At 63.9% G+C, this 20,444-nt stretch carries 18 protein-coding genes; 13 read left to right on the plus strand and 5 right to left on the minus strand.

Annotated features, from left to right (window positions below; genetic code table 11):
• Positions 1-65: 65 nt before the first annotated feature.
• Positions 66-1,751: an ABC transporter ATP-binding protein gene (locus NYQ88_RS10215; RefSeq protein ID WP_275654895.1), complete on the minus strand. Its 1,686-nt coding sequence runs from the start codon at positions 1,749-1,751 to the stop codon at positions 66-68.
• Positions 1,752-2,527: 776 nt separating this feature from the next.
• Between NYQ88_RS10215 and NYQ88_RS10220 the strand changes: the two genes are divergently transcribed.
• On the plus strand, positions 2,528-3,337 hold the full coding sequence (locus NYQ88_RS10220) for a tetratricopeptide repeat protein (RefSeq protein WP_275654796.1): 810 nt from the start codon (positions 2,528-2,530) through the stop codon (positions 3,335-3,337).
• Positions 3,338-3,777: 440 nt separating this feature from the next.
• Here NYQ88_RS10220 and xth read toward each other — a convergent pair whose 3' ends face one another.
• Genes xth through NYQ88_RS10235 form a run of 3 tightly spaced genes read right to left on the minus strand, consistent with a single transcriptional unit; the run spans position 3,778 to position 6,079 of the window.
• On the minus strand, positions 3,778-4,557 hold the full coding sequence (gene xth, locus NYQ88_RS10225) for an exodeoxyribonuclease III (protein WP_275654896.1): 780 nt from the start codon (positions 4,555-4,557) through the stop codon (positions 3,778-3,780).
• Positions 4,558-4,575: 18 nt separating this feature from the next.
• The gene (locus tag NYQ88_RS10230; protein ID WP_275654797.1) at positions 4,576-5,679 is read right to left on the minus strand and encodes a serine hydrolase domain-containing protein; all 1,104 of its coding nucleotides are present in this window, start codon (positions 5,677-5,679) and stop codon (positions 4,576-4,578) included.
• Positions 5,680-5,725: 46 nt separating this feature from the next.
• On the minus strand, positions 5,726-6,079 hold the full coding sequence (locus NYQ88_RS10235) for an iron-sulfur cluster assembly accessory protein (protein WP_275654798.1): 354 nt from the start codon (positions 6,077-6,079) through the stop codon (positions 5,726-5,728).
• 83 nt (positions 6,080-6,162) lie between these two features.
• Here NYQ88_RS10235 and NYQ88_RS10240 point away from each other — a divergent pair, with 83 nt between their 5' ends.
• From NYQ88_RS10240 to NYQ88_RS10290, 11 genes are all read left to right on the plus strand, one after another.
• Positions 6,163-7,356: a deoxyguanosinetriphosphate triphosphohydrolase gene (locus NYQ88_RS10240; RefSeq protein ID WP_275654799.1), complete on the plus strand. Its 1,194-nt coding sequence runs from the start codon at positions 6,163-6,165 to the stop codon at positions 7,354-7,356.
• Between the two features lie 30 nt (positions 7,357-7,386).
• Positions 7,387-9,132, plus strand: a complete 1,746-nt coding sequence (gene argS, locus NYQ88_RS10245; RefSeq protein WP_275654800.1) for an arginine--tRNA ligase — start codon at positions 7,387-7,389, stop codon at positions 9,130-9,132.
• A 77-nt stretch (positions 9,133-9,209) separates the two neighbouring features.
• Positions 9,210-11,585: an SPOR domain-containing protein gene (locus NYQ88_RS10250; RefSeq protein ID WP_275654801.1), complete on the plus strand. Its 2,376-nt coding sequence runs from the start codon at positions 9,210-9,212 to the stop codon at positions 11,583-11,585.
• Positions 11,586-11,675: 90 nt separating this feature from the next.
• A complete protein-coding gene (locus tag NYQ88_RS10255; RefSeq protein ID WP_275654897.1) occupies positions 11,676-12,458 on the plus strand; it encodes a ScpA family protein in 783 nt (260 codons plus the stop codon).
• Positions 12,459-12,460: 2 nt separating this feature from the next.
• Complete coding sequence (scpB, locus tag NYQ88_RS10260) at positions 12,461-13,111, plus strand: SMC-Scp complex subunit ScpB (RefSeq protein ID WP_275654802.1); 651 nt, start codon at positions 12,461-12,463, stop codon at positions 13,109-13,111.
• Positions 13,112-13,240: 129 nt separating this feature from the next.
• Positions 13,241-13,453: a twin-arginine translocase TatA/TatE family subunit gene (gene tatA, locus NYQ88_RS10265; protein ID WP_275654803.1), complete on the plus strand. Its 213-nt coding sequence runs from the start codon at positions 13,241-13,243 to the stop codon at positions 13,451-13,453.
• A gap of 53 nt (positions 13,454-13,506) precedes the next feature.
• Positions 13,507-14,211 carry a Sec-independent protein translocase protein TatB gene (gene tatB / locus NYQ88_RS10270; RefSeq protein ID WP_275654804.1) on the plus strand — a complete coding sequence of 235 codons (705 nt, stop codon included), beginning with the start codon at positions 13,507-13,509 and terminating at the stop codon, positions 14,209-14,211.
• Between the two features lie 2 nt (positions 14,212-14,213).
• A complete protein-coding gene (tatC, locus tag NYQ88_RS10275; RefSeq protein ID WP_275654805.1) occupies positions 14,214-15,044 on the plus strand; it encodes a twin-arginine translocase subunit TatC in 831 nt (276 codons plus the stop codon).
• 117 nt (positions 15,045-15,161) lie between these two features.
• The gene (gene serS, locus NYQ88_RS10280) at positions 15,162-16,490 is read left to right on the plus strand and encodes a serine--tRNA ligase (RefSeq protein WP_275654806.1); all 1,329 of its coding nucleotides are present in this window, start codon (positions 15,162-15,164) and stop codon (positions 16,488-16,490) included.
• Positions 16,491-16,494: 4 nt separating this feature from the next.
• Positions 16,495-17,262: a 5'/3'-nucleotidase SurE gene (gene surE / locus NYQ88_RS10285; RefSeq protein WP_275654807.1), complete on the plus strand. Its 768-nt coding sequence runs from the start codon at positions 16,495-16,497 to the stop codon at positions 17,260-17,262.
• 675 nt (positions 17,263-17,937) lie between these two features.
• Positions 17,938-18,843: a M23 family metallopeptidase gene (locus NYQ88_RS10290; protein ID WP_275654808.1), complete on the plus strand. Its 906-nt coding sequence runs from the start codon at positions 17,938-17,940 to the stop codon at positions 18,841-18,843.
• Positions 18,844-18,971: 128 nt separating this feature from the next.
• Here NYQ88_RS10290 and NYQ88_RS10295 read toward each other — a convergent pair whose 3' ends face one another.
• Positions 18,972-19,790: an ATP-binding protein gene (locus NYQ88_RS10295; RefSeq protein ID WP_275654898.1), complete on the minus strand. Its 819-nt coding sequence runs from the start codon at positions 19,788-19,790 to the stop codon at positions 18,972-18,974.
• A 246-nt stretch (positions 19,791-20,036) separates the two neighbouring features.
• On the opposite strand from NYQ88_RS10295, the gene yajC reads away from it, so the two are divergent.
• A complete protein-coding gene (gene yajC / locus NYQ88_RS10300; RefSeq protein WP_275654809.1) occupies positions 20,037-20,390 on the plus strand; it encodes a preprotein translocase subunit YajC in 354 nt (117 codons plus the stop codon).
• The last annotated feature ends 54 nt before the right edge of the window (positions 20,391-20,444 follow it).

Consider the following 20,444-nt stretch of genomic DNA (forward strand, 5'->3'; position numbering starts at 1 on the left):
CCCTCTCGCGTCAGCGCGAGAGGGGAGTTGGTTAGCAGACTGTTAGCGTTGACGACGACAAAACGCTAAATTCGGGCCTCGGTGTCATGGAGGCGCGCATAGATACCACCGGCCTCCATGAGCGCCGCGTGGTTCCCTTCTTCCGAAATACCGTCTCTGGTGAGAACGAGGATCCGATCCGCGCGGCGGACGGTGGAGAGCCTGTGGGCGATGACGATTGTCGTTCGGCCCCGGGCGAGATCGAGCAGGGCCGCCTGGACGGCACGCTCGCTGTCATTGTCGAGGGCGCTGGTCGCCTCGTCGAAGATCAGGATCGGCGGGTTTTTCAAAAAGGCCCGTGCGATCGTCAGTCGCTGTTTTTGCCCGCCAGATAGTTTGACCCCGCGCTGGCCGATGTCGGTGTCGTAGCCCTGGGGCAGGGCCATGATGAAATCATGGGCGTTGGCGGAAACGGCGGCGGCGATGATGTCGTCGTCGGTGGCGTCGGGCCGGCCATAGCGCAGATTCTCCCGGACAGTGCCGCTGAAGAGATAGATGTCCTGCTGCACCACGCCCACCATAGTGCGGAGTGAAGCGAGGGGGATATCGCGGATATCCCGGCCATCGATCGAGATTGCGCCGGCATCGACATCGTAAAAGCGCGGGATGAGGGCACAGAGCGTCGACTTGCCGACGCCCGATGGCCCGACGAGGACGACGAACTCGCCGGGGCGGATGGCGAGCGAGAGATTGCTGAGCACTGCCCGATCCTCACCGGGGTAGCGGAAATCGACAGCGTTGAAGGCGATGGACCCCGAAACGTGCTGGAGCGGGCGGGCGTCCGGCCGGTCGATGATATCGGGCTCGACCTCCAGGAGCTCCATGGCGCGGACGAAGCCGGTGTAGCCTTCCTGCCAGAGGCGGATGAAATTATCGAAGCGCTGGATCGGATCGAGCAGGACGCCTACGCAGAGCAGGAGCGTGAGCAGATCTGCCGCTGTCAGTTCGGCCGAGACGATGCGCAGGGCGCCGAGGATGAGAATGGCGATGGTGACGAGCTGGCCGAAAATCTCCATGCCGCTCCAGAGCATGGCCTCGCTGCGATAGCTGTCTTTGCGGCTCTGCAGGAATTTCTGGTTCTCGGCGTCAAAGCGGCGCAGCTCGTCAGCCTCATTGGCAAAGGACTGGACCACCCGAATCCCGCCCAGGGCATCTTCAACCCTTTCATTAATGGCGGCGATCCGCTCCTTGCCGGTGCGCAAGGCAATGCTCATCCGGTGGTTGAAGTGCAGGGCATAAGCGACTGCGAAAGGAATCAAAACCGCCACGCAGGCGCCGACGAGCGGATCGATCCAGAAGATGATGGCCATGGCGCCGAAGAATTTGAGGAGGCCAATGGCCAGGTCCTCGGGGCCGTGGTGGAAGAGCTCGCCGAGCCAGAGCGAGTCATTGCTGATGCGGCTCATCAACTGGCCGGTGCGCTGCCGGTCGTAGAAACTGAACGACAGTTTCTGGACATGGTCGAAGAGCTCGTGGCGGACCTGCGCCTCGATGCGGGCGCCCATGGCGTGGCCCTGATAGTCGACGAAATAGGTGGCCAGCGCCTGGATCACGACGACGACAAACATGATTGCGCCGAGGGTGAAGAGGCGCGCTGCGGCGTCGGGCGATGCGGCGAGCGCCGGCAGGTGAGAGACCAGGTAATTGGCGATGAGCGGCATGGCGATGGCCGTGCCGGCGACAAGGATGGCGCAGGTCAACACCGCCGCCATGAGCGGCAGGTGCGGGCGATAATAGGAAAGGAAGCGCCTTGCGCGCAGGTTCGCCCGGGTCCGCTCAGCCGGGTCGGCAGCGCGGAAGGCGGAGAAGAGGCGGAAGAGGGCGCTAGTGCGGGTGCTGCGCTCCCCGGATGAGGATTTCGGATGCATGTACGATCATGTCCTGATGGCGGATCTGGGCTGCGGCTTGGGACAGGATCGTTTTCATCTCGGGTTCCCCTGGGAGAGTGAATGGGCGGGAGTATGGGAGGGGTTGGCAGGGCTGACAAGCCGAGCAGGGGGGTCTGGGCGCGGATGTGACGATTCCGCAACAGGCGGCGTGATTCACGTGCCGCGTGATGACTGTCAATGATTTGGCGATGTTTCCCGCCACAATCTGTCCCTAAACAAAAGCAGGCATTCGGGGGCGACTGCCAGCAGCAAGGGGCCACTTTTCGGCGTGGCCAAGCTCGTACTCGCCCAGAAAATGTTGAATTCGGCGGATTCCGCCAGATCGTGGTGAGCGCGTGCGTAACAAGGCGTCAATTTCAAGCACTGGACGATGGCCGCATAAGAAGAATTCTGCGCGCATCTCTGTGAGCGGTTCGGCTCAAATCCTGCCGCAATGCGCGTTTACCTCTTCTTCATACTTTGCTTGGCTCGGCGCGCAGTTGAGGGCAAGCTCATCACAGAAACTGACGGGCGAGGCTCCCCTGCGGGCCGCCCTGACGGCATTCCGAGGAGTGCCGACATCGAAATCCGCCCATTCGAGGATGGGCAAAAGGAGTAATATGCGGACCACGCCGGTGAATAGCCTGGCTTCCGCAGTGGCCGGTTTTGCGTTTGCCGCAATGGCATTGGTGCTTCCCGCACAGGCGCAGACGGCAGCTGACGCTGCGCTGGAACTTGCCAATATGCTCGATGGGGCAGGTGGCGGCGTGTCCGGCGATGCCTATCTTTCCGCACTGGAAAATGCGGCTGCGGCGGGTCAGCCGATGGCCATGTGGCAGCTCGGGACGATGTATGAGAACGGGGAAGGCGTCGCCAAGGACCCGGCGCGCGCCTTTGGCTATTTCGCGCAGATCGCCAACCAGCATGCCGATGCGGCGCCGCGCGGCGTGGAATCCGACATTGTCGCCCAGTCTTTCGTCAAGGTCGGCGATTATTATCGCCAGGGCGTGCCGGATGCCGGTATTCCCGCCGATATCGAGCGGTCGCATGCGCTGCTGCTGCATGCCGCGACCTATTTCGGCGATGCCGATGCGCAATATCGCGTCGGGCTGCTCTATTCGCAGGAAGACGGGCTGGGTGTGAGCCCGCTGCAGAGCGCCCGCTGGTTTTCGCTGGCGGCTCGCAAGGGCCATTGCGCCGCCCAGGCACGTCTCGGCGACCTGCTGTTCAACGGCGTCGACGGGATCGAAGCGCAGCCGGTCGAAGGGCTGATGTGGCTCAACGTCTCGCATGTGCGCTGCGCCGGTACGGCCGAGCAGGCACAGGTGGATGAGCTGCTCAGCCGAGCATCCTCGGTGGCGCGTCCGGAAGACAGGGTGAGCGCCGCGGCCATGGCCGAGAGCATCGCACCGCAGTTTGCCGATTTCTGAGTCTTTTCGGGGACTTGGAGCAGGAACTGAAATCCCCGCGTGAGTGGGGATTTTTTGTTTTTTGGCGGAGTTGCCCCCACCTCTGCGTCGCCAGGGCCTTGTAGCAGTTCTGTGGCTCTCATACCCCCACCCTCGTTCCCTCCCCACAAGGGGGAGGGAGGCGATGGGGCCGATGATCTCGTGGTCAACTACATGGCGACAAACCAGTGTTCGCACACGACGATCAGTGTAACGCCGTCATCACCCGGCTGGTCCGGGTGATCCAGTTTTGGGCGCGATGGATTGCCCGGACGAGCCGGGCAATGACGATGGAGGGGGCGGGGCGGTGTTTTGGGGATAGGGTGAGAGTGCCCCCCACCTCAGCGTTGCCAGGGCCGTGCGGCCCGGCTTTGCTATCCTCCCCCTGGTCAGGGGGAGGAGGCGATGGGGCCGCGGGTGCCTCAGAGACTAAAAGCGCCTTCGACGGGGACGTGGTCGCTGGGCTTGTCCCAGCCGCGGACGTCCTTGTGGACGCTGACGTCGTCGAGGCGGTCGGCGGCCTGGGGGGAGAGGAGAAGGTGGTCGATGCGGATGCCGGCGTTGCGGCGCCAGGCACCGGCCTGGAAATCCCAGAAGGTGAAGGCCTGGTCGGCGTTCACGGCGCGAAGGGCGTCGGTCATGCCGATGTTTTTCAGGGCGCGGAAACGTTCAAGGCTTTCCGGGCGGTAGAGGGCGTCGCCCCACCAGGCGGCGGGGTCGTGGGCATCGATGGGTGCCGGGATGAGGTTAAAATCGCCCATGAGGACGAAGGGCTCTTCCCAGGTGAGGCGTTCTTCCACGAAAGCGTGGAGGCGGTCCATCCAGCGCAGCTTATAGGGGAATTTCTCCGTATCGACCGGGTTCCCATTGGGCAGGTAGATATTGCAGACGCGGACGACGCCGCTGTCGACGGAAAAGACGCCTTCGATCAGGCGGGCCTGCTCGTCACTGTCGTCGCCGGGCAGGCCGCGATGGACCTCGTCGAAGGGCAGGCGGGAGAGCAGGGCAACGCCGTTCCAGCTCTTCTGCCCATGGGTTTCGATGTTGTAGCCCAGCGCCTCTATTTCGGCGCGGGGAAAGCCTTCGTCGACGGATTTGATTTCCTGCAGCCCGACGATGTCGGGCTTTTCCTCTTCCAGCCAGCGCAGCAGCAGCTCGATACGGGCCTTGATCCCGTTGATGTTCCAGGTGGCGATGCGCAGGGCCATGGGAAAAAATCCTTAGTTCAGATCGGCATAGACGGCGCGGATGAGGTCCTTGGGATATTGCCCGGTGCAGCCCTCGAGCGCCGTATTGCTCATCGACACTATGGTAAGCCTGTTCGCCGGATCGACAAGCCAGGAATGGCCGTAGACCCCACCCCAATTCACCGTGCCGCGGGCAGAGGGCGAATTGGCCGCAGCCGGATCATCGACAATGGCGCCGAAATAGCCAAAGCGCTGGCCCGCTTCGGCGCGTTCGACGGTGCCGATGCGGTTGGAGAAGGCGAGCGCGATGGTTTCGGGCTTGATGATGGCGCCGCCGCCGGTGCGCAGGGTATCGAGGAAATGGGCGATGTCGCTCGGGGCACCCGCCATGCCGGCGCCGCCGGACTGGAAGGCGCGGGCGTTGAAGATGCGCGAGGTCGAGAACAGCGGGCCGGGACCGGCCTCGGTGATCGGCTGGTGCGGATCGGGCATGGGGAAGGGCGGGGCGCCGTCGGCGTAGGGTTTTGCGAGGCGCGCGCGGTCGGAGACGAAAAAGCCGGTGTCGTTCATGCCGAGCGGGCCGGTGACGTGGGTTTTCACTGCGTCCTGCAGGGTGCCGCCCGTAACGGCGGCAATGACGGCGCCGAGAACGTCGATGGCGACCGAGTAATTCCAGCCCGTGCCCGGTGCGAACAGCAGGGCCTGGCGGGCGACGCGGCTGAAATTGGTCTCGAAATCATTGTCCGAGGGGCCGAGGCCGCCCGAAATGGACGGGTCGTCGGGATAGGCGTAGGCGAGGCCGGCTGTGTGGGTCAGCAGGTGGTGGATAGTGATGCGCGCAGGCGTGCCGTCGGGCGCCTTGGGCGTGAAATAGGGCAGGTGGGTGGCGACCTCATCCTCGAGGTTGAGGAGGCCCTTGTCGACCATGGCGAGGGCCGTGGCGGCGACGATAGGTTTGGTCACGGAGGCGAGGCGGTAGATGGCGTTCGCCTGCATCGGCGTGCCGGCTTCGCGATCGAACCAGCCGGCCGTGCGGCGGATGATTTCCTGTCCGTCGCGGAGGACGACCAGTTCGGCTCCCACGATCTTTTCATTGGCGATGGCACTATCCATCACAGCGTCGACTTGGGCGCCCATCTCATCCCCCCTCAGAGATTATCGTATTTTGGTAAGTCGCTTCGCGTCAGACGGCGAAGCTGGTGCCGCAGCCGCAGGAGGCGACCGCATTTGGATTTTTGATCTGAAAAGCCTGGCCGATGAGATCGTCGACGAAGTCGATCTCTGCCCCGCCCATGAATTCGAGGCTGAGAGAATCGATCAGCACCACGGCATCGCCCTTCTGCAGGACGAGGTCGTCATCGGTCGCGGTTTCCTGGACGAGATTGTATTCGTACTGGAAGCCCGAGCAGCCGCCGCCGGCCACCGAAATGCGCAGCACAGTGCCGGGCGCCTCCTTTGCGATGATGCGCGCAACCCGCTTGGCGGCGCGATCCGAAAGGGTTACGGCGGGAGATGTGGCAAGTGCTGCGTCTGTCATGGAAGGTCCGGACGGTCGTTATGTCATAACACTGCCGCTAAGATAGGCGCTTGAAGCGTCCTTGCAAAGGCCTGCGACAACACATGACTGATACTGCACCCTATGCCAGCAAACCCGAGGCGTCGCTAGGCCGGCTTTATGGCACCGGGCCGAGCCCCACGCGCTCGGAATTCCAGCGGGATCGCGACCGGATCATCCATTCGACGGCGTTTCGGCGGCTGCAGCACAAGACGCAGGTTTTTCTCCATCACGAGGGGCGGCATTTTCGCAACCGCCTGACGCATACGCTGGAGGTGAGCCAGATCGCGCGCTCGATCGCGCGGGCGCTGGGGCTGAACGAGGATCTGGCCGAGGCGCTGGCGCTGAGCCATGACCTGGGGCACACGCCGTTCGGGCATGCCGGGGAGCGGGCGCTGCACCGGGCGATGGCCCCTTTTGGCGGGTTTGACCACAATGTTCAGGCGCTGCGCGTCGTGACGCGGCTCGAGAATCGCTATGCCGAGCATGACGGGCTGAACCTGACCTGGGAGACGCTGGAGGGGATTCTCAAGCACAATGGGCCGCTGACGACGCCGGAGGGGACGCCGGTGGGGCGCTATCTGGCCGAGGGGTTGCCGGCGGGGCTGGAGGATATTGCGGCCGTGGCCGATCTCCGGCTCGATACCCATGCGAGCCTTGAGGCGCAGGCGGCGGCGATTGCCGATGATATTGCCTATAATGCCCATGACATTGATGACGCGCTGCGGGCGGGGCTGGTGGTGCTGGACGATTTCATCGGCGTGCCGATGGCGGGGCCGATCGTTGAAGAGGTGCTCGGGCTTTATCCCGATATCGCGGCGAACCGGCAGACCCACGAAGTGCAGCGGCGGCTGATTACGCGGGCTGTGGAAGACGTCATTCGCACCAGTTCGGCGGCGATCGCCTCGGCGGGCGTAGCGAGCGCCGAGGAGGTGCGGCTGGCCGGCAAGACGCTGGTCAGCTTTTCTCCGGATGTGGCTGCGGCCGAAAAGGGGCTGAAGACTTTCCTCTTTGAACGCGTCTATCGGCACGAGACGGTGATGGTGCCGGTGCGCGAGAGCGAGGCTGTAGTGGAGGCGCTTTTTGCGGCCTATATGGGGGCTTCGGAGATGCCCGGACGGTGGGGTGACGCCATGGCGCAGGCGGGCGATGAACCGGCCAGAGCACGGGTGGTGGCCGACTTTATCGCGGGGATGACGGACCCCTATGCGCTCGACGAATATCAGCGTTTGTTTGACGCTCGACCGGATTTCCGTTAACCGGCATTCAAGTTTTCCCACGAGTTTGTCATGGATATTTTCGCCCACTTCACCGCTCGGGTCACCGAGGCGCTCCTTTCCGACTACCCGGATCTGAATGCCGATCTGCTGGCGCGCGTTGTGGTGGAGCCGCCGCGAGATGCAGCGCATGGCGATCTCTCCACCAATGCGGCCATGGTTGTGTCCAAGCCGCTCGGCAAGAATCCGCGCGAGGTTGCGGCCGCCCTTGTGGAGCGCCTCAAGGGCGATCCGGACGTGGTGTCGATAGATATCGCCGGTCCCGGCTTTATCAATTTCCGTCTCAGCAATTCCATTCTGCACAAGGTGCTGCGCACCATCGGCGCGGAGAAGGAAGCCTATGGCCGGTCTGACATGGGCAAGGGCGAGCGGGTGAACGTCGAGTTCGTCTCGGCTAACCCGACCGGCCCGATGCATGTGGGTCATACGCGTGGCGCGGTGTTTGGGGACGCGCTGGCCTCGCTGATGATCTATTCGGGTTATGACGTCACGCGCGAATATTACATCAATGATGCGGGCGGGCAGATCACCATTCTGGCCCAGTCGACCATGCTGCGCTATCGCGAGGCGCTCGGCGAAACCATCGAAATCCCGTCCGGACTCTATCCCGGCGACTATCTGGTGCCTGTGGGTGAAGCCCTGAAAACCGAATTCGGCGACAAGCTGCTGTCCATGCCCGAGACCGAGGCGCTGGCGCTGATCAAGGACCGGGTGCTGGCCGCAATGCTCGAGCTGATCAAGGCAGACCTTGCCAAGCTCAACATCCACCATGACGTGTTCTTTTCCGAGCGGACGCTGCACGGGCAGGGCGGGGATATCCAGACGACCCTCGACTGGCTGCGCGAGCAGGGCATGGTCTATGAAGGCCGGCTGGAAGCGCCGAAGGGCAAGACCCCCGAGGAATGGGAAGACCGCGAGCAGACCCTGTTCCGCGCCAAGGATTATGGTGACGACACCGACCGGGCGCTGGTCAAGTCGGACGGCACCTACACCTATTTCGCGGCCGATATCGCCTATCACCGCAACAAGTACCTGCGCGGCTTCAACCACATGATCAATGTGTTGGGCGCCGACCATTCGGGCTATGTGAAGCGCCTGCAGGCGGCGGTGAAGGCCGTGTCGCATGGCGAGGCCGACATGGACGTGCGGATCTGCCAGCTGGTACGGCTGCTCAAGAACGGCGAGCCGTTCAAGATGAGCAAGCGCTCGGGCGACCTCGTGACGCTGGCCGACGTGGTGGAAGAAGTCGGTTCGGACGCGACGCGCTTCATGCTGCTGTTCCGCCGCAATGATGCATCGATGGATTTCGACTTCGCGCTGGTCAAGGAACAGACGCGGGATAATCCCGTGTTTTATGTGCAGTACGCACATGCCCGTGCCTGCTCGATTTTCCGGACCGCGGGGCGCGACATGCCCGAGCTCGATGTGTCCGCCGCGGCGCTCGCCGGCGCAGAGATCGAACGGCTCGACACGGCCGCAGACCTTGAGCTGATCCGGCTTCTGGCAGCCTGGCCGCGTACCGTTGCGGCTGCCGCCGTGGCGCATGAACCGCACCGTATTGCCTTCTATGTTCACGATCTGGCGGCGGCTTTCCACGGCTTCTGGGCCAAGGGGAAGGACGATGTTGGTTTGCGGTTTGTTAACCCAGCCGATCCAAAGCTGACATTGGCTCGACTCGCGCTCGTCGATGCCGTACGCCAAGTAATTCGCAATGGCCTGGGTATCCTGGGCGTCGCGGCTCCGGAGGAGCTTTCATAATTCAGGCGTATTAGTGTTGAAAACTCGCTGCAAACCCCCGAAGAACGGGGCTTGCAGCACTTCAGGGGCGCTGGCAGATGACGACAGCGAAACCGAAACCTATGGCCGGACCAACCGACTCCGCGGACGATCTCATTGCTGAACTGGCCCGACTGATGGCGGAAGACGCCCAGTCGGACAAGCCAAAGGCGGACAGCCCGCCGGTTCGGATTCCCGGCGAGCCGATGGCTCGGCCGACCCCGGCGGCGCCGCTTGCTACGCCTGCAGCGCCACCCCCAACACAATCGGCAGCTGCGCCCAAGGTGGCGCCGGAAACGCCCGGCACGCCGATCCGTATTCCCGGGCAGCCATTTACCCCGCCAGCCCAGCAGCGCCCCGTGCAGGCCCAGCCGCAGGCGCAGGTGCCGCCTCAGGCGCAGCCGCAGATGCCGCCGCGGCAGGATGCGCCACGCGTCGCGCCGGTGATCGATCCCCGGCTTGCCCATCCCGATGCGCCAGATCCGCGCAGCCAGCCCGCTTCTGCGCCCGAAGCACGCCATTTTGCCGAGCAGCGGACTGCACCCGAGGTGCGGACCGCCCCGCCGATGCAGAGTGCTCCGCAGGTGCAAACTCCGCCGCAGTCGCAGGTTGCCGCCGAGCCGCGTCCTGCTCCGCAGGCCGGCATTCCGCCGCGCCGCGAGCCCGGCTTCGAGCCGATGGCGCCAAGCGCCCCGGCGATGCGTAGGGAATCCGTTGATCCGCGGCCCGAGCCCGCAGCCGTGCGGGCTGAGCCCTCCAGTGTGCGCGCTGAACCCGCAGCTGTGCAGGCTGAGCCTGCACCCGTCCGCGCCGAGCCCGTTGCGCCTGTCGTGCCGCCCGTAGAGGATGATGTTCTGCCTGATCTCGACCAGGACAGCCTGGCCGATCTGATCGCGGCGGAACTCTCGGCCGAAGATACTGCCGAGGCAGAGCCGGTAGAGACACCGGCAGCTGCCGAGGACCCGTTCCCGCTCAAGAGCAATGACGTCTTCGGCGTGCCGCCGGTTTTCGGTGTGGGCTCTGGGCAGCCAATGGACAAGCCAGCGCCGCGTCCCGAACCGGAACCCGTGCCGGAACCGGTTGCTGAGGCCAGCTTTGCAGAGACATTTGTCGAGCCGGAGCCCGTCAACCCGCAGCCGCGCCGCGCTGAGCCCGATCCGCTTGAGGAAATCGAGCGTCTGGTTGGTTCGGCAGTGCGCCCGGATGCGCGCCAGCAGTCGCCCAGCGCGGCGCTGCGCAGCCTTGCGACGCCGACCCTGCCAAGCCAGCCGACTGCACAGCCTGCGTCTGAAAAGCCGCGTACGCCGCATGTGAGCTCAGTCGACGAGGCCATTCTGGCCGCAGCGGCGACGTCGGGCGCGCGGGTGGAATGGGTTGAGCCTGAAATTCACGCCCGCATTGCCGATGTGGACACAGAGGCAGCGCCGCGGGCGCGCAAAAGCCGTGTTCTGGGCATGACGCGATCCCTCGCGGGGCCGCTGGTAGCGACCCTGATGCTGGGCGTCGCCGCCGTGGGGCTTTATGCCGTGCTGGGCCTTGGCGGCGCTGCATCCGATGGCCCGGCGCCCTTGATCGTGGCCGATACAGCGCCGATCAAGGAAGAGCCGGTCCCCGATCCGGAAGCCGAAGAGCCCGCCCAGTCGGTGGTGTTCAACGAGATCGCCGGGGTCGATAGCGGGGCCGACGAGCAGCTGGTGTCGCGCGACCAGGCCGATATCGACGCGGTGAATAATTTCGTGCCGCCGACCTCGAGCGAAGAGGGTCTGGTGAACCGCAAGGTTCGTACCGTGACCGTGCGCCCGGATGGCACCATCGTCAGTGGTGGCGACAGCGTCGCCGGGGCAACCATGCTGCCGGTGGATCGTCCGAGCGTGCCGGATGTTCCGGGCGCCGATTTCTCGACGCCTGAGCTGATCGGCAGCGTCAATCCGTCGGCGACGGCAGCGGAGAACGCAGCCACCGAAGCCGCGCCGGTGACACCGCCCGTGGTTCCGGTGCAGCCGGGTTCGACGGTTCCGGCCGTGGATGGGGCGGGCAATGCGATTGTCGGCAAGACAGCGCCGGTGCCGCTGGTGCGTCCGGCGACCTTTGCGCGTCAGGCTGCAGCGACGCCGACGCCTGCACCTGCGGCGACGACGCCTGTTGCAGCAACACCGGCGACGCCTGCGCCGGCCGTTTCGGCGCCGGTGTCCTCGGCTCCGGCCTATGTGCAGCTGGCATCGCAGCGCTCGGAAGAGACTGCCCGCCAGACGGCGCAGAGCATCGCATCGCGCTTCGGGCCGCTGTTCAACGGCGCCAATCTCGAAGTGCAGCGCGTCGATCTGGGGGAGCGCGGGATCTTCTATCGCGTGCGCGTGCCGGCCGACTCGCTGCAGAGCGCCAATACGCTGTGCAACAACATCAAGGCCGCCGGCGGCGACTGCTTTACGATGTAGTGACGGCGGGGCCGCAAGTGGCCCTGCTTGACGATGCTCGCGCCAGCCGACAAGGATGGCGCGAGTTTTCACGCCTTTCAGGATCTGTGGATGATTGGGGAGCAGGGGGACTGGGTCGATGTTTCGACGCAGCCCGACACCGAAGAGGTGTTGCATGTCGAGGTCGGTGGCTATGAGGGCCCGCTCGATCTGCTGCTCGACCTGGCGCGCCGGCAAAAGGTCGACCTGGCGTCCATATCCATCCTGGCGCTGGCCGAGCAATATCTGAAATTCATCGAGACCATCCGCGAGAAGCGGATCGAGATCGCGGCCGATTATCTGGTGATGGCGGCGTGGCTGGCCTATCTCAAGAGCCGGCTGATGGTGCCGCAGGCGGCCAATGACGATGAGCCATCGGGCGAGATGCTGGCGGCCATGCTGCAATTCCGGCTCAAGCGCCTCGAAGCGATGCGGCTGGCGGCCAGCCGGCTGATGGGAAGGCCACAGCTGGGCCGGGAAATCCATGCACGCGGGGCGCCCGAAGCGATCCAGATCGCGCGACGGTCGATCTGGGAAGCGAGCTATTACGAGCTGCTCAAGGCCTATACGAGCCAGCGCGAACGCAATTCCGTGGTTGAATACAAGCTGACGACGCGGACGGTGTGGTCGCTGCAGGAGGCGCGGGACATTTTGCAGCGGCTGATCGGCGATACCGGGGAATGGGTGGCGCTTGAGCAGTGCCTTGCCGAATATCTGGCCCAGCCCGAAGAGCGGCGGACGGTGCGGGCATCGAGCTTTGCCTCGACGCTGGAGCTGGTGCGCCAGGGCGAGATAGAGATTCGCCAGGGCGGCACGTTCGAGCCGATCTATCTGCGCCGGAAAATCAAAGAGTGACAATGAGCGAGGATGATTTTCCAGAAGTGCGCGAACGGCAGTTGCGCGTGCTCGAGGCGCTGCTGTTTGCCTCGGACAAGCCAGTGCATGTGGCCGACCTTGCGCCCTATGTCGGGGAGGGCGCCAATGTGCGCCAATTGCTGCTCGAGTTGCAGAAGCGCTATGCGCCGCGCGGGGTCAATCTGGTGCGGCGGGGCGAGGGGTGGGCGTTCCGGACGGCCGAGGATCTCGGGCACCTCCTCCGGCGCGAGCAGGCAGAGACGCGGCCGCTGACCCGGGCGTCACTCGAAACGCTGGCGATTATTGCCTATCACCAGCCGGTGACGCGCGCCGAAATCGAGGAAGTGCGCGGGGTTGCGGCGGGCAAGGGGACGCTCGACCTGCTGCTCGAGACCGGCTGGGTAAGGATGCGCGGGCGGCGGCGCACGCCGGGACGGCCGGTGACCTACGGCACGACCGAGGCATTCCTCGATCATTTCGGGTTGGAGGCGCTGACCGATCTTCCGGGGCTCGATGACCTCAAGGGGGCGGGGCTGCTCTCGGGACGGCTGCCGCCGGATATGCAGATCCCGCTGCCGTTTACCGGCGAGCTGCGCGAGGACGAGGATGCGCTCGATCCCGACGATCCCGGGGAGGGGGAGGATGTTGAATGATCGCACAGTGTGGAGCAACACGGATTGATGACCCGTGACGGGGAACATTTCCTTGTGTTTGCCGGAGATTGAACCTATTTCTCGGTTATCAATCGCGTGTAACGCGTTCTAGTATTCAGGGAGAAAAATATGCACGCGCCGTCTATTTGGGGCATTCTCGTCGTCGCCGTCGTGGTCATTCTGCTGTTTGGCCGTGGCAAGATTTCCGGCATGATGGGTGAAGTGGCCTCCGGCATCAAAGCCTTCCAGAAGGGCATGCGTGACGACGAGAAGCCGGTGGAACGCGTCGCGACGACCGCCGATATCGATGCCCGCGAAGTGGACAAGAGCAAAGACGCCTAAGAGCGTCTGCTCGCTGATCGCGCCTGGCGCGACCACTCTCGGAGACTATCCATATGCTGGGGCTTAGCTGGACAGAGATGCTGGTGATCGGCGTCGTTGCGCTGATCTTTATCGGACCGAAGGATCTTCCGGTCGTCATGGGCCGTATTGGCAAGGTTGTGGGCCAGATCCGGCGCATGGGCACTGAGTTCCAGCGCGAAATCAACCGCACCACGGGCCTGGATGAGGTGCGCAATCTGCGCAGCTCCATCACCGACCCGCTGAAGAAGTCGGCTGATGAAATTCGCCGGGAATTCAACGCGATGACCCCCACCGGGCCCAAGCCCAGCGGGGCAATCAAGCCGGCCGATCCAAAGGCCGAAAGCGTCGTCGACGAGTTGCGCAGCGCGGCCGGAATGCCGCCTGCACCAAAGAAAACCAATGACGAGATCGCCGCCGAGGCGGGGTTCAAGCCGACGCAGCCTGTCAAGGCCGCGCAGGTGAGCCCGGCACCGAGCGCCACGCCGGCTCCGACCGCACCGGTTGCGAGCAGCGATCTGCCGGCCGTCGAGGGTTTGACGCCATCGGCCAAGCCGCGGGCGCCTCGCGCTCCGGTCAAGACCGAAGCAGCCGAAGTGGCGGCGGAACCCGTCGCCAAAAAGCCGCGCGCATCGCGGGCCAAGACCGTAAGCCCGGCCGAAGTCGTTGCCACCGAGAAGCCGGCCGCAAAGCCGCGCGCTCCTCGCAAGAAGCCGGCTGACCCGGCAGAGAAGAATTGACGATGGCTGACGCAAAGTCCCAGATCGAGGACAAGAGCAAGGACGCAGAGGACGAACTCGCCGGGAGCGAGGCGCCGCTGCTCGACCATCTTATCGAGCTGCGCAAGCGGCTTATCCGCTGCGCCATCGCGATCGTCGTGTTGATGGTGGTGTGCTTCCTCTTCGCCGGTACGATCTTCGATATCCTGCTGAACCCCTATCGGTCGATCTATGCCGATCCGGGCGATATGCAGCTGATCTATACGGCGCCCCAGGAGTTCTTCTTCACCCAGCTGAACCTGGCGCTGTTCGGAGCCATTTTCCTTGGCTTCCCGTATCTCGCCACGCAGATCTATGGCTTCATGGCCCCAGGTCTCTACAAGCATGAGCGCCGTGCGCTGGTGCCCTATCTGGTCGCCACGCCCGTCTTCTTCCTGATGGGTGCGCTGATGGTCTATTTCGTCGTGCTGCCGATGGCGCTGGGCTTTTTTGCCGGCATGCAGACCGAGGAAATCAAGCTTCTTGCCAAGGTGTCGGAATATCTGAGCCTGGCGATGACGCTGATCCTGGCCTTCGGCATCTGCTTCCAGCTGCCGGTGGTGCTGACGCTGCTCGCGCAGATCGATCTCGTCAATGTCGAGATGCTCAAGAAGGGTCGCCGCTACGCGATCGTGGGTATCCTGATGGTGGCCGCATTCATCACGCCGCCCGATCCGATTTCGCAGATCGGTCTTGCGCTGCCGATGTATGGACTCTACGAACTCTCCATTCTGTCGGTTCGGTGGATTCAGCGTCGCCGTGAGGCCGCACTGGCCGCCCAGGAAAAAGAGCTTTCCGGCTCACCATCCGAATAGCTGTGCTCCGCGTCGCGGGCACAGCACATTGTGCCCGTGGCGCTCGCAGGCGCGCCCCGGGTTATTCATCCTTCGACCTGCGTCAAACCAGAGGCGGGCAGAGGCCCGTAAGCACCGATGTTCGATATCAAGTGGATCAGAGACAATCCTGACGCCTTCGACAAGGCAATGTCGCAGCGCAAGAATGTGTCCGTCCGCTCCTCCGATCTCATCGCCATCGACGAGCGCCGCCGCCAGATCATCGTTCGGCTGAACGAGGCTCAGGAAAAGCGCAATGCATTTTCCAAGCAGATCGGCCAGGCCAAGGCGCAGAAGGACGAAGCCAAGGCCGCGGAGCTGATGGCCGAAGTCGCCAAGCTCAAGGAATTCATCCCGGCCGGCGAAGCCGAAGAGCGCGCTGTCGAAAAAGAGCTGCGGGACATCCTGTCGGCGCTGCCCAACATGGCGTTCGACGACGTGCCCGAGTGTGACGACGAGAGCGGGAACGTTGAATATTTCGGCCTGAACGGTTCTGCCGAAACGGCTGCAAAAGTGCGTCCGGCCAAGCCGAGCTTCAGCTTTGCTCCCAAGGAGCATTTCGATATCGGCGTCGTTGCCAAGAACATGGACTTTGAGACTGCTGCCAAGCTCTCCGGCAGCCGTTTCGTCGTGCTCAAGGGGCAGGTAGCGCGTCTCGAGCGTGCGCTCGGGCAGTTCATGCTCGACCTGCACACGACCGAGCATGGCTATATGGAAGTCCAGCCGCCGGTCCTGGTGCGCGACGAGGCGCTGTTCGGCACGGGCCAGCTGCCCAAGTTCGAGGAAGATCTGTTCTTCACGCCGCATGGCGATACGCGCCTCGCGCTGATCCCCACGGCCGAAGTGCCGATGACCAATTTTGTCCGCGAGTCTATTCTGGCCGAAGACGAGCTGCCGATGCGCTTCACTGCGCTGACGCCGTGCTTCCGGTCAGAAGCGGGTTCGGCCGGTCGCGATACGCGCGGCATGCTGCGCCAGCACCAGTTCAACAAGGTCGAGCTGGTCGCCATCACCACCCCAGAAGAAGCCGAGAACGAGCACGAGCGCATGCTCGCGGCTGCCGAGGCGGTGCTGCAGAAGCTGGGCCTCCACTATCGCGTCATGAAGCTGTGCACCGGCGACCTGGGCTTTGGTGCGCGTCGCACCTATGACATGGAAGTCTGGCTGCCGGGGCAGGATACCTATCGCGAGATTTCCTCGGTATCGGTCTGTGGCGATTTCCAGGCGCGTCGCATGGAAGCCCGCTATCGCCCGGCCGGCGAGAAGCAGGCCCCGCGCTATGTGCACACGCTCAATGGCTCGGGCACGGCTGTGGGCCGCTGCCTGATCGCCGTGCTGGAGAACTATCAGCAGGAAGACGGCTCGGTGCTGGTTCCCGAAGTGCTGCAGCCCTATATGGGCGGCCTTACCGTCATCGGAGCAAAGTAGAGCTGTGCGCATCCTCATCACCAATGACGATGGTGTGGATGCGCCCGGCATCGCCATCATGGCGCAGATTGCCCAGTCGCTGTCCGACGACGTCTGGATCGTGGCGCCGGATGGCAATCAATCGGGCGCCAGCCACCGGTTTACCCTCGGGCGCGAGCTGGCGCTTGAGGAGCGGGGGCCGCGGCGCTTTGCTGTGATCGGTGGCTCACCGGCCGACTGTGTCGTCGTGGGGATGACCCATCTGCTCGACGACAAGCCGGCCGATCTGGTCCTGTCCGGCGTCAATGCCGGCCAGAACCTCGGTGACATCGTCAATTGCTCGGGCACCGCAGGCGGCGCGCGCGAAGGCGCGCTGCAGGGCGCCATCGGCATCGCCATGAGCCAGTCGATGAACTATGAGGTCAGTCGCACTGTCGACTGGTCGAACGCCAGCCGCTATGGCGCTGCCACCGTGCGGGCGATTCTCGCCGCCAAGGGGGGAGACGATGTGTTCTACAACGTCAATTTCCCCTTCTGTTCCCCGGATGAGGTCGCGGGCATCGCTGCCGTTCCGCACCAGCGGTTCGCGCGGTCGCCGTTCCGTTATTATCCCAGCGATAATGCGGGAAAATTCTTCGTCGCCATTCCCGAAACGCCGACGCCGCTCGATCCGGAAAGCGATTTCGAGGTGCTGCGCAAGGGTAACCGCATCACAGTGACGCCGTTTTCGCTGCAGCAAAGCCATTGTGCGGCGCTGGCCCGTCTGGGTACGATTGCCCTCAAGGGGCGCTAGGTTTCCATTCTTATCCTGCTGTCGCGCCCGGGAATTTTCTGGCGCGAGCAGGGCGCCGCCGGAATGCGATGTTTGTCAGGCGCTTGGCGCCGGGCGCTGAGAAAGCGATTCCGGCTCGATGCGCTATCGATCGAGATTTTAACCTTACCCATTTGACAATTGGGTGGTTGGGATTTCACTCAAAACGCATCAGCTTTAAACTCGTCTTTACCTTACCGGCGTAGCTTTCACTCAGTTGTTGAGTACCTGCGTACGAGTGAGCCCATGCGTAAAAGCCTGTCCCTCAGGGTCCCTAAAGGCGCGGTTGTAGCGGCTGGTCTGGTCGTGGCTGCCGTTGGACTTTCTGGATGCTCCAGTCTCGGATCGCGTCAGTTCGGCGATCCGACCGTTACCGGTTCGGTCGCGCAGTCTGCCCCCGCCACGCTTAATCAGCCCATGCCATCCTCCCTGGGTGCTCCCCAGGCCATACAGGTCGCCGAGCAGCAGTTTCTGCCGCCAGCGCCGGTTGGATCGTCATGGGGCGGTGCCGCTCAACCAATGTCGCCCGTGCAGTCGGGCTTCGCTCAGCCGATGGGGGCAGTTTCGCCCGTCGCGCTGGGGGCAAGCGCGCCCACGGTTCAATCCCAGGATCTTCCTGTACTGAGTAATTCTGCTTCCATGGGAACCCCGCAAGCCATGCCCGCAACACAAACCTTCGCCCCCATGCCGTCGGCTCCGGCCGCAGTCGCCCTTGGTGCCACGCCCGGCAGCATGCCGATGCCAGCGATGCCCGGTGCCGCCTCGTCTGCAGGCCTGCCGGTCAACAGCGCAGTGCCCGTCGCGGCACCCGTGACTGCCACAGGCGGCGCCTATACCCACACGATCGCGAGCGGCGAGTCGCTCTACACGATCGCCCGTCGCTATGACGTGACCACCCAGGCGCTGGTGCAGGCCAATAATCTCAGCTCGCCCGACAAGATCGTCGTGGGGCAGAGCATCGTCATTCCGGGCCGCCCGGACCTGATCCGCACGCCGCAGAATTCCGCACCGACCCAAGTGGCGGCAATCGCTCCGAAGCCCGCACAGGCGCCGGCGCCGCTGGCCCAGCCGACCGCTCAGCCTGCTCCTGTCGTGGCCACTGTGCCGACGACGCAGCCGGCTCCGACCGCTGCGCCGACGCAGGCCGCGCCGACCCAGGTCGCCAATGTGCCGCCGGCCGAGCCGGCCATGTCGGGCAATGACAAGTTCCGCTGGCCCGCAAGCGGTCGCGTGATCGTCGATTTCGGTGCATCGCGTGGTACCGGCATCAATATCGACGTGCCGGAAGGGACCTCGGTCAAGGCGGCTGAAAACGGCACCGTCATCTATGTCGGTTCTGGCGTCGAGGGTTATGGCAACCTGATCCTCATCCGTCACCCGAACGGCTATGTGTCTGCCTATGCCCACCTCAAGAGCATGAGCGTGGCCAAGGGCGCCGTGGTCAACCGTGGCGACAATATCGGTGCCGTTGGCATGACCGGATCGGTCTCCAAGCCCCAGCTGCACTTCGAGCTGCGCAAGGGCGCAACCCCGGTTGATCCGGTGCCGCTGCTGGCCAGCTGATCGGCTGACAGGTTTTACGATTTCAGCCCTCTCCCATGAAAATGGGGGAGGGTTTTTTGTTGGTTGGAAGGGGGGCAGATCTGAGGGTGGATTGCCCGGACAAGCCGGGCAATGACGGGGTAGGGCGGTCAGACCGTCTTGCCTTCTTCGCCGGCGAGCGTTCTCACCAGCTGGATGGCGACGCGGCCGGAGCGGGCGCCGCGGGTGGCGGCCCATTCGATGGCGCGCGCCCGCAGGGTCTCGGCGTCAATCGAGAGGCCGTAATATTCGGCATAGCCGGAGACCATGGCGAGGTAATTGTCCTGGTCGGAATTGTGGAAGCCGAGCCAGAGGCCAAAACGGTCCGAGAGCGAGACCTTTTCCTCGACCGCCTCGCTGGGGTTAATCGCGGTCGAGCGTTCGTTCTCGATCATGTCGCGGGGCATGAGGTGGCGACGGTTGGAAGTGGCGTAGAAGAGGACATTGTCCGGGCGCCCCTCGAGACCGCCGTCGAGGATGGTTTTGAGCGATTTGTAGCTGGTTTCGCCATTATCGAAGCTGAGGTCGTCGCAGAAGATGATGAAGCGGGCCGGCTGGCCGGAAATGGCGCGCATCAGCTGGGGCAGAGTTTCGAGATCCTCGCGGGCGATTTCAACGAGCACCAGGCGCTCGAAGCCGGGGCGCGATTCTATGTCGGCGTGGATGGACTTCACCAGCGAGGATTTGCCCATGCCGCGAGCGCCCCACAGCAGGGTGTTGTTGGCGCCATGGCCGCGGGCGAACTGCTCGGTGTTGGCCAGGAGAATATCGCGGACCTGATCGATGCCGCGCAGCATGGCGAGGGGGACGCGGCTGACCTTGGGAACGGGCAGCATGGTGCTGGTATCACCTTGCCAGTGATAGGCATTGGCGTCGCCCAGTGCGAACGGCTCCGGCGTGCGCTGGCTCAATTGCAGCGCCCGCGCCACCTCCTCGAGTGCACCGGCAATTCGCTCCAGATATTCTTCGGTCTTCACGGCTTCGTCCTTCGTTTCGGCGCGGTATTCACTTGGTCCTGATTGGCTTTGCAATCGCGCGGACCCAAATGTATAGTCCGCGCGATTTATGGCTGGGGCGCAAGTGCACGATAGCCCGTTGGCGTCCAGTCGATGGCTTACCGCTGTCACCGATCCCTTCCTTCAATTGCCAAGAAGAAACAATAAGGAGTTCGCTTAATGTTCGTAACGCCCGCCTTCGCGCAGGACGCAGGTGCCGCTGTCGGTACAGGAGGGTTCGCCGATGTCCTCATCCAGCTGATGCCAATCGCACTGCTGGTGGTGATTTTCTGGCTGCTCATCTTCCGCCCGCAGCAGAAGCGCCTCAAGGCCCAGCAGGCCATGCTGTCGGCCATTCGCCGCGGCGACACGGTCGTTACCACTGGCGGCATCATCGGCAAGGTCACCAAGGCCGTTGACGGCGAAGATCTCGAAGTCGAAATCTCGCAGGGTGTGAAGGTCAAGCTCGTGCGCGGCATGGTTGCCGATGTGCGCTCCAAGGCCGAACCGGTCAACGACAACAAGCCTGCCTAAACATTATCTTCAGCCGGGGCCCAACGGCCCCGGCTTTCGCCTTTTCCAGGACCT

This window comes from Devosia sp. SD17-2, assembly GCF_029201565.1.
Taxonomy (GTDB): Bacteria; Pseudomonadota; Alphaproteobacteria; order Rhizobiales; family Devosiaceae; genus Devosia.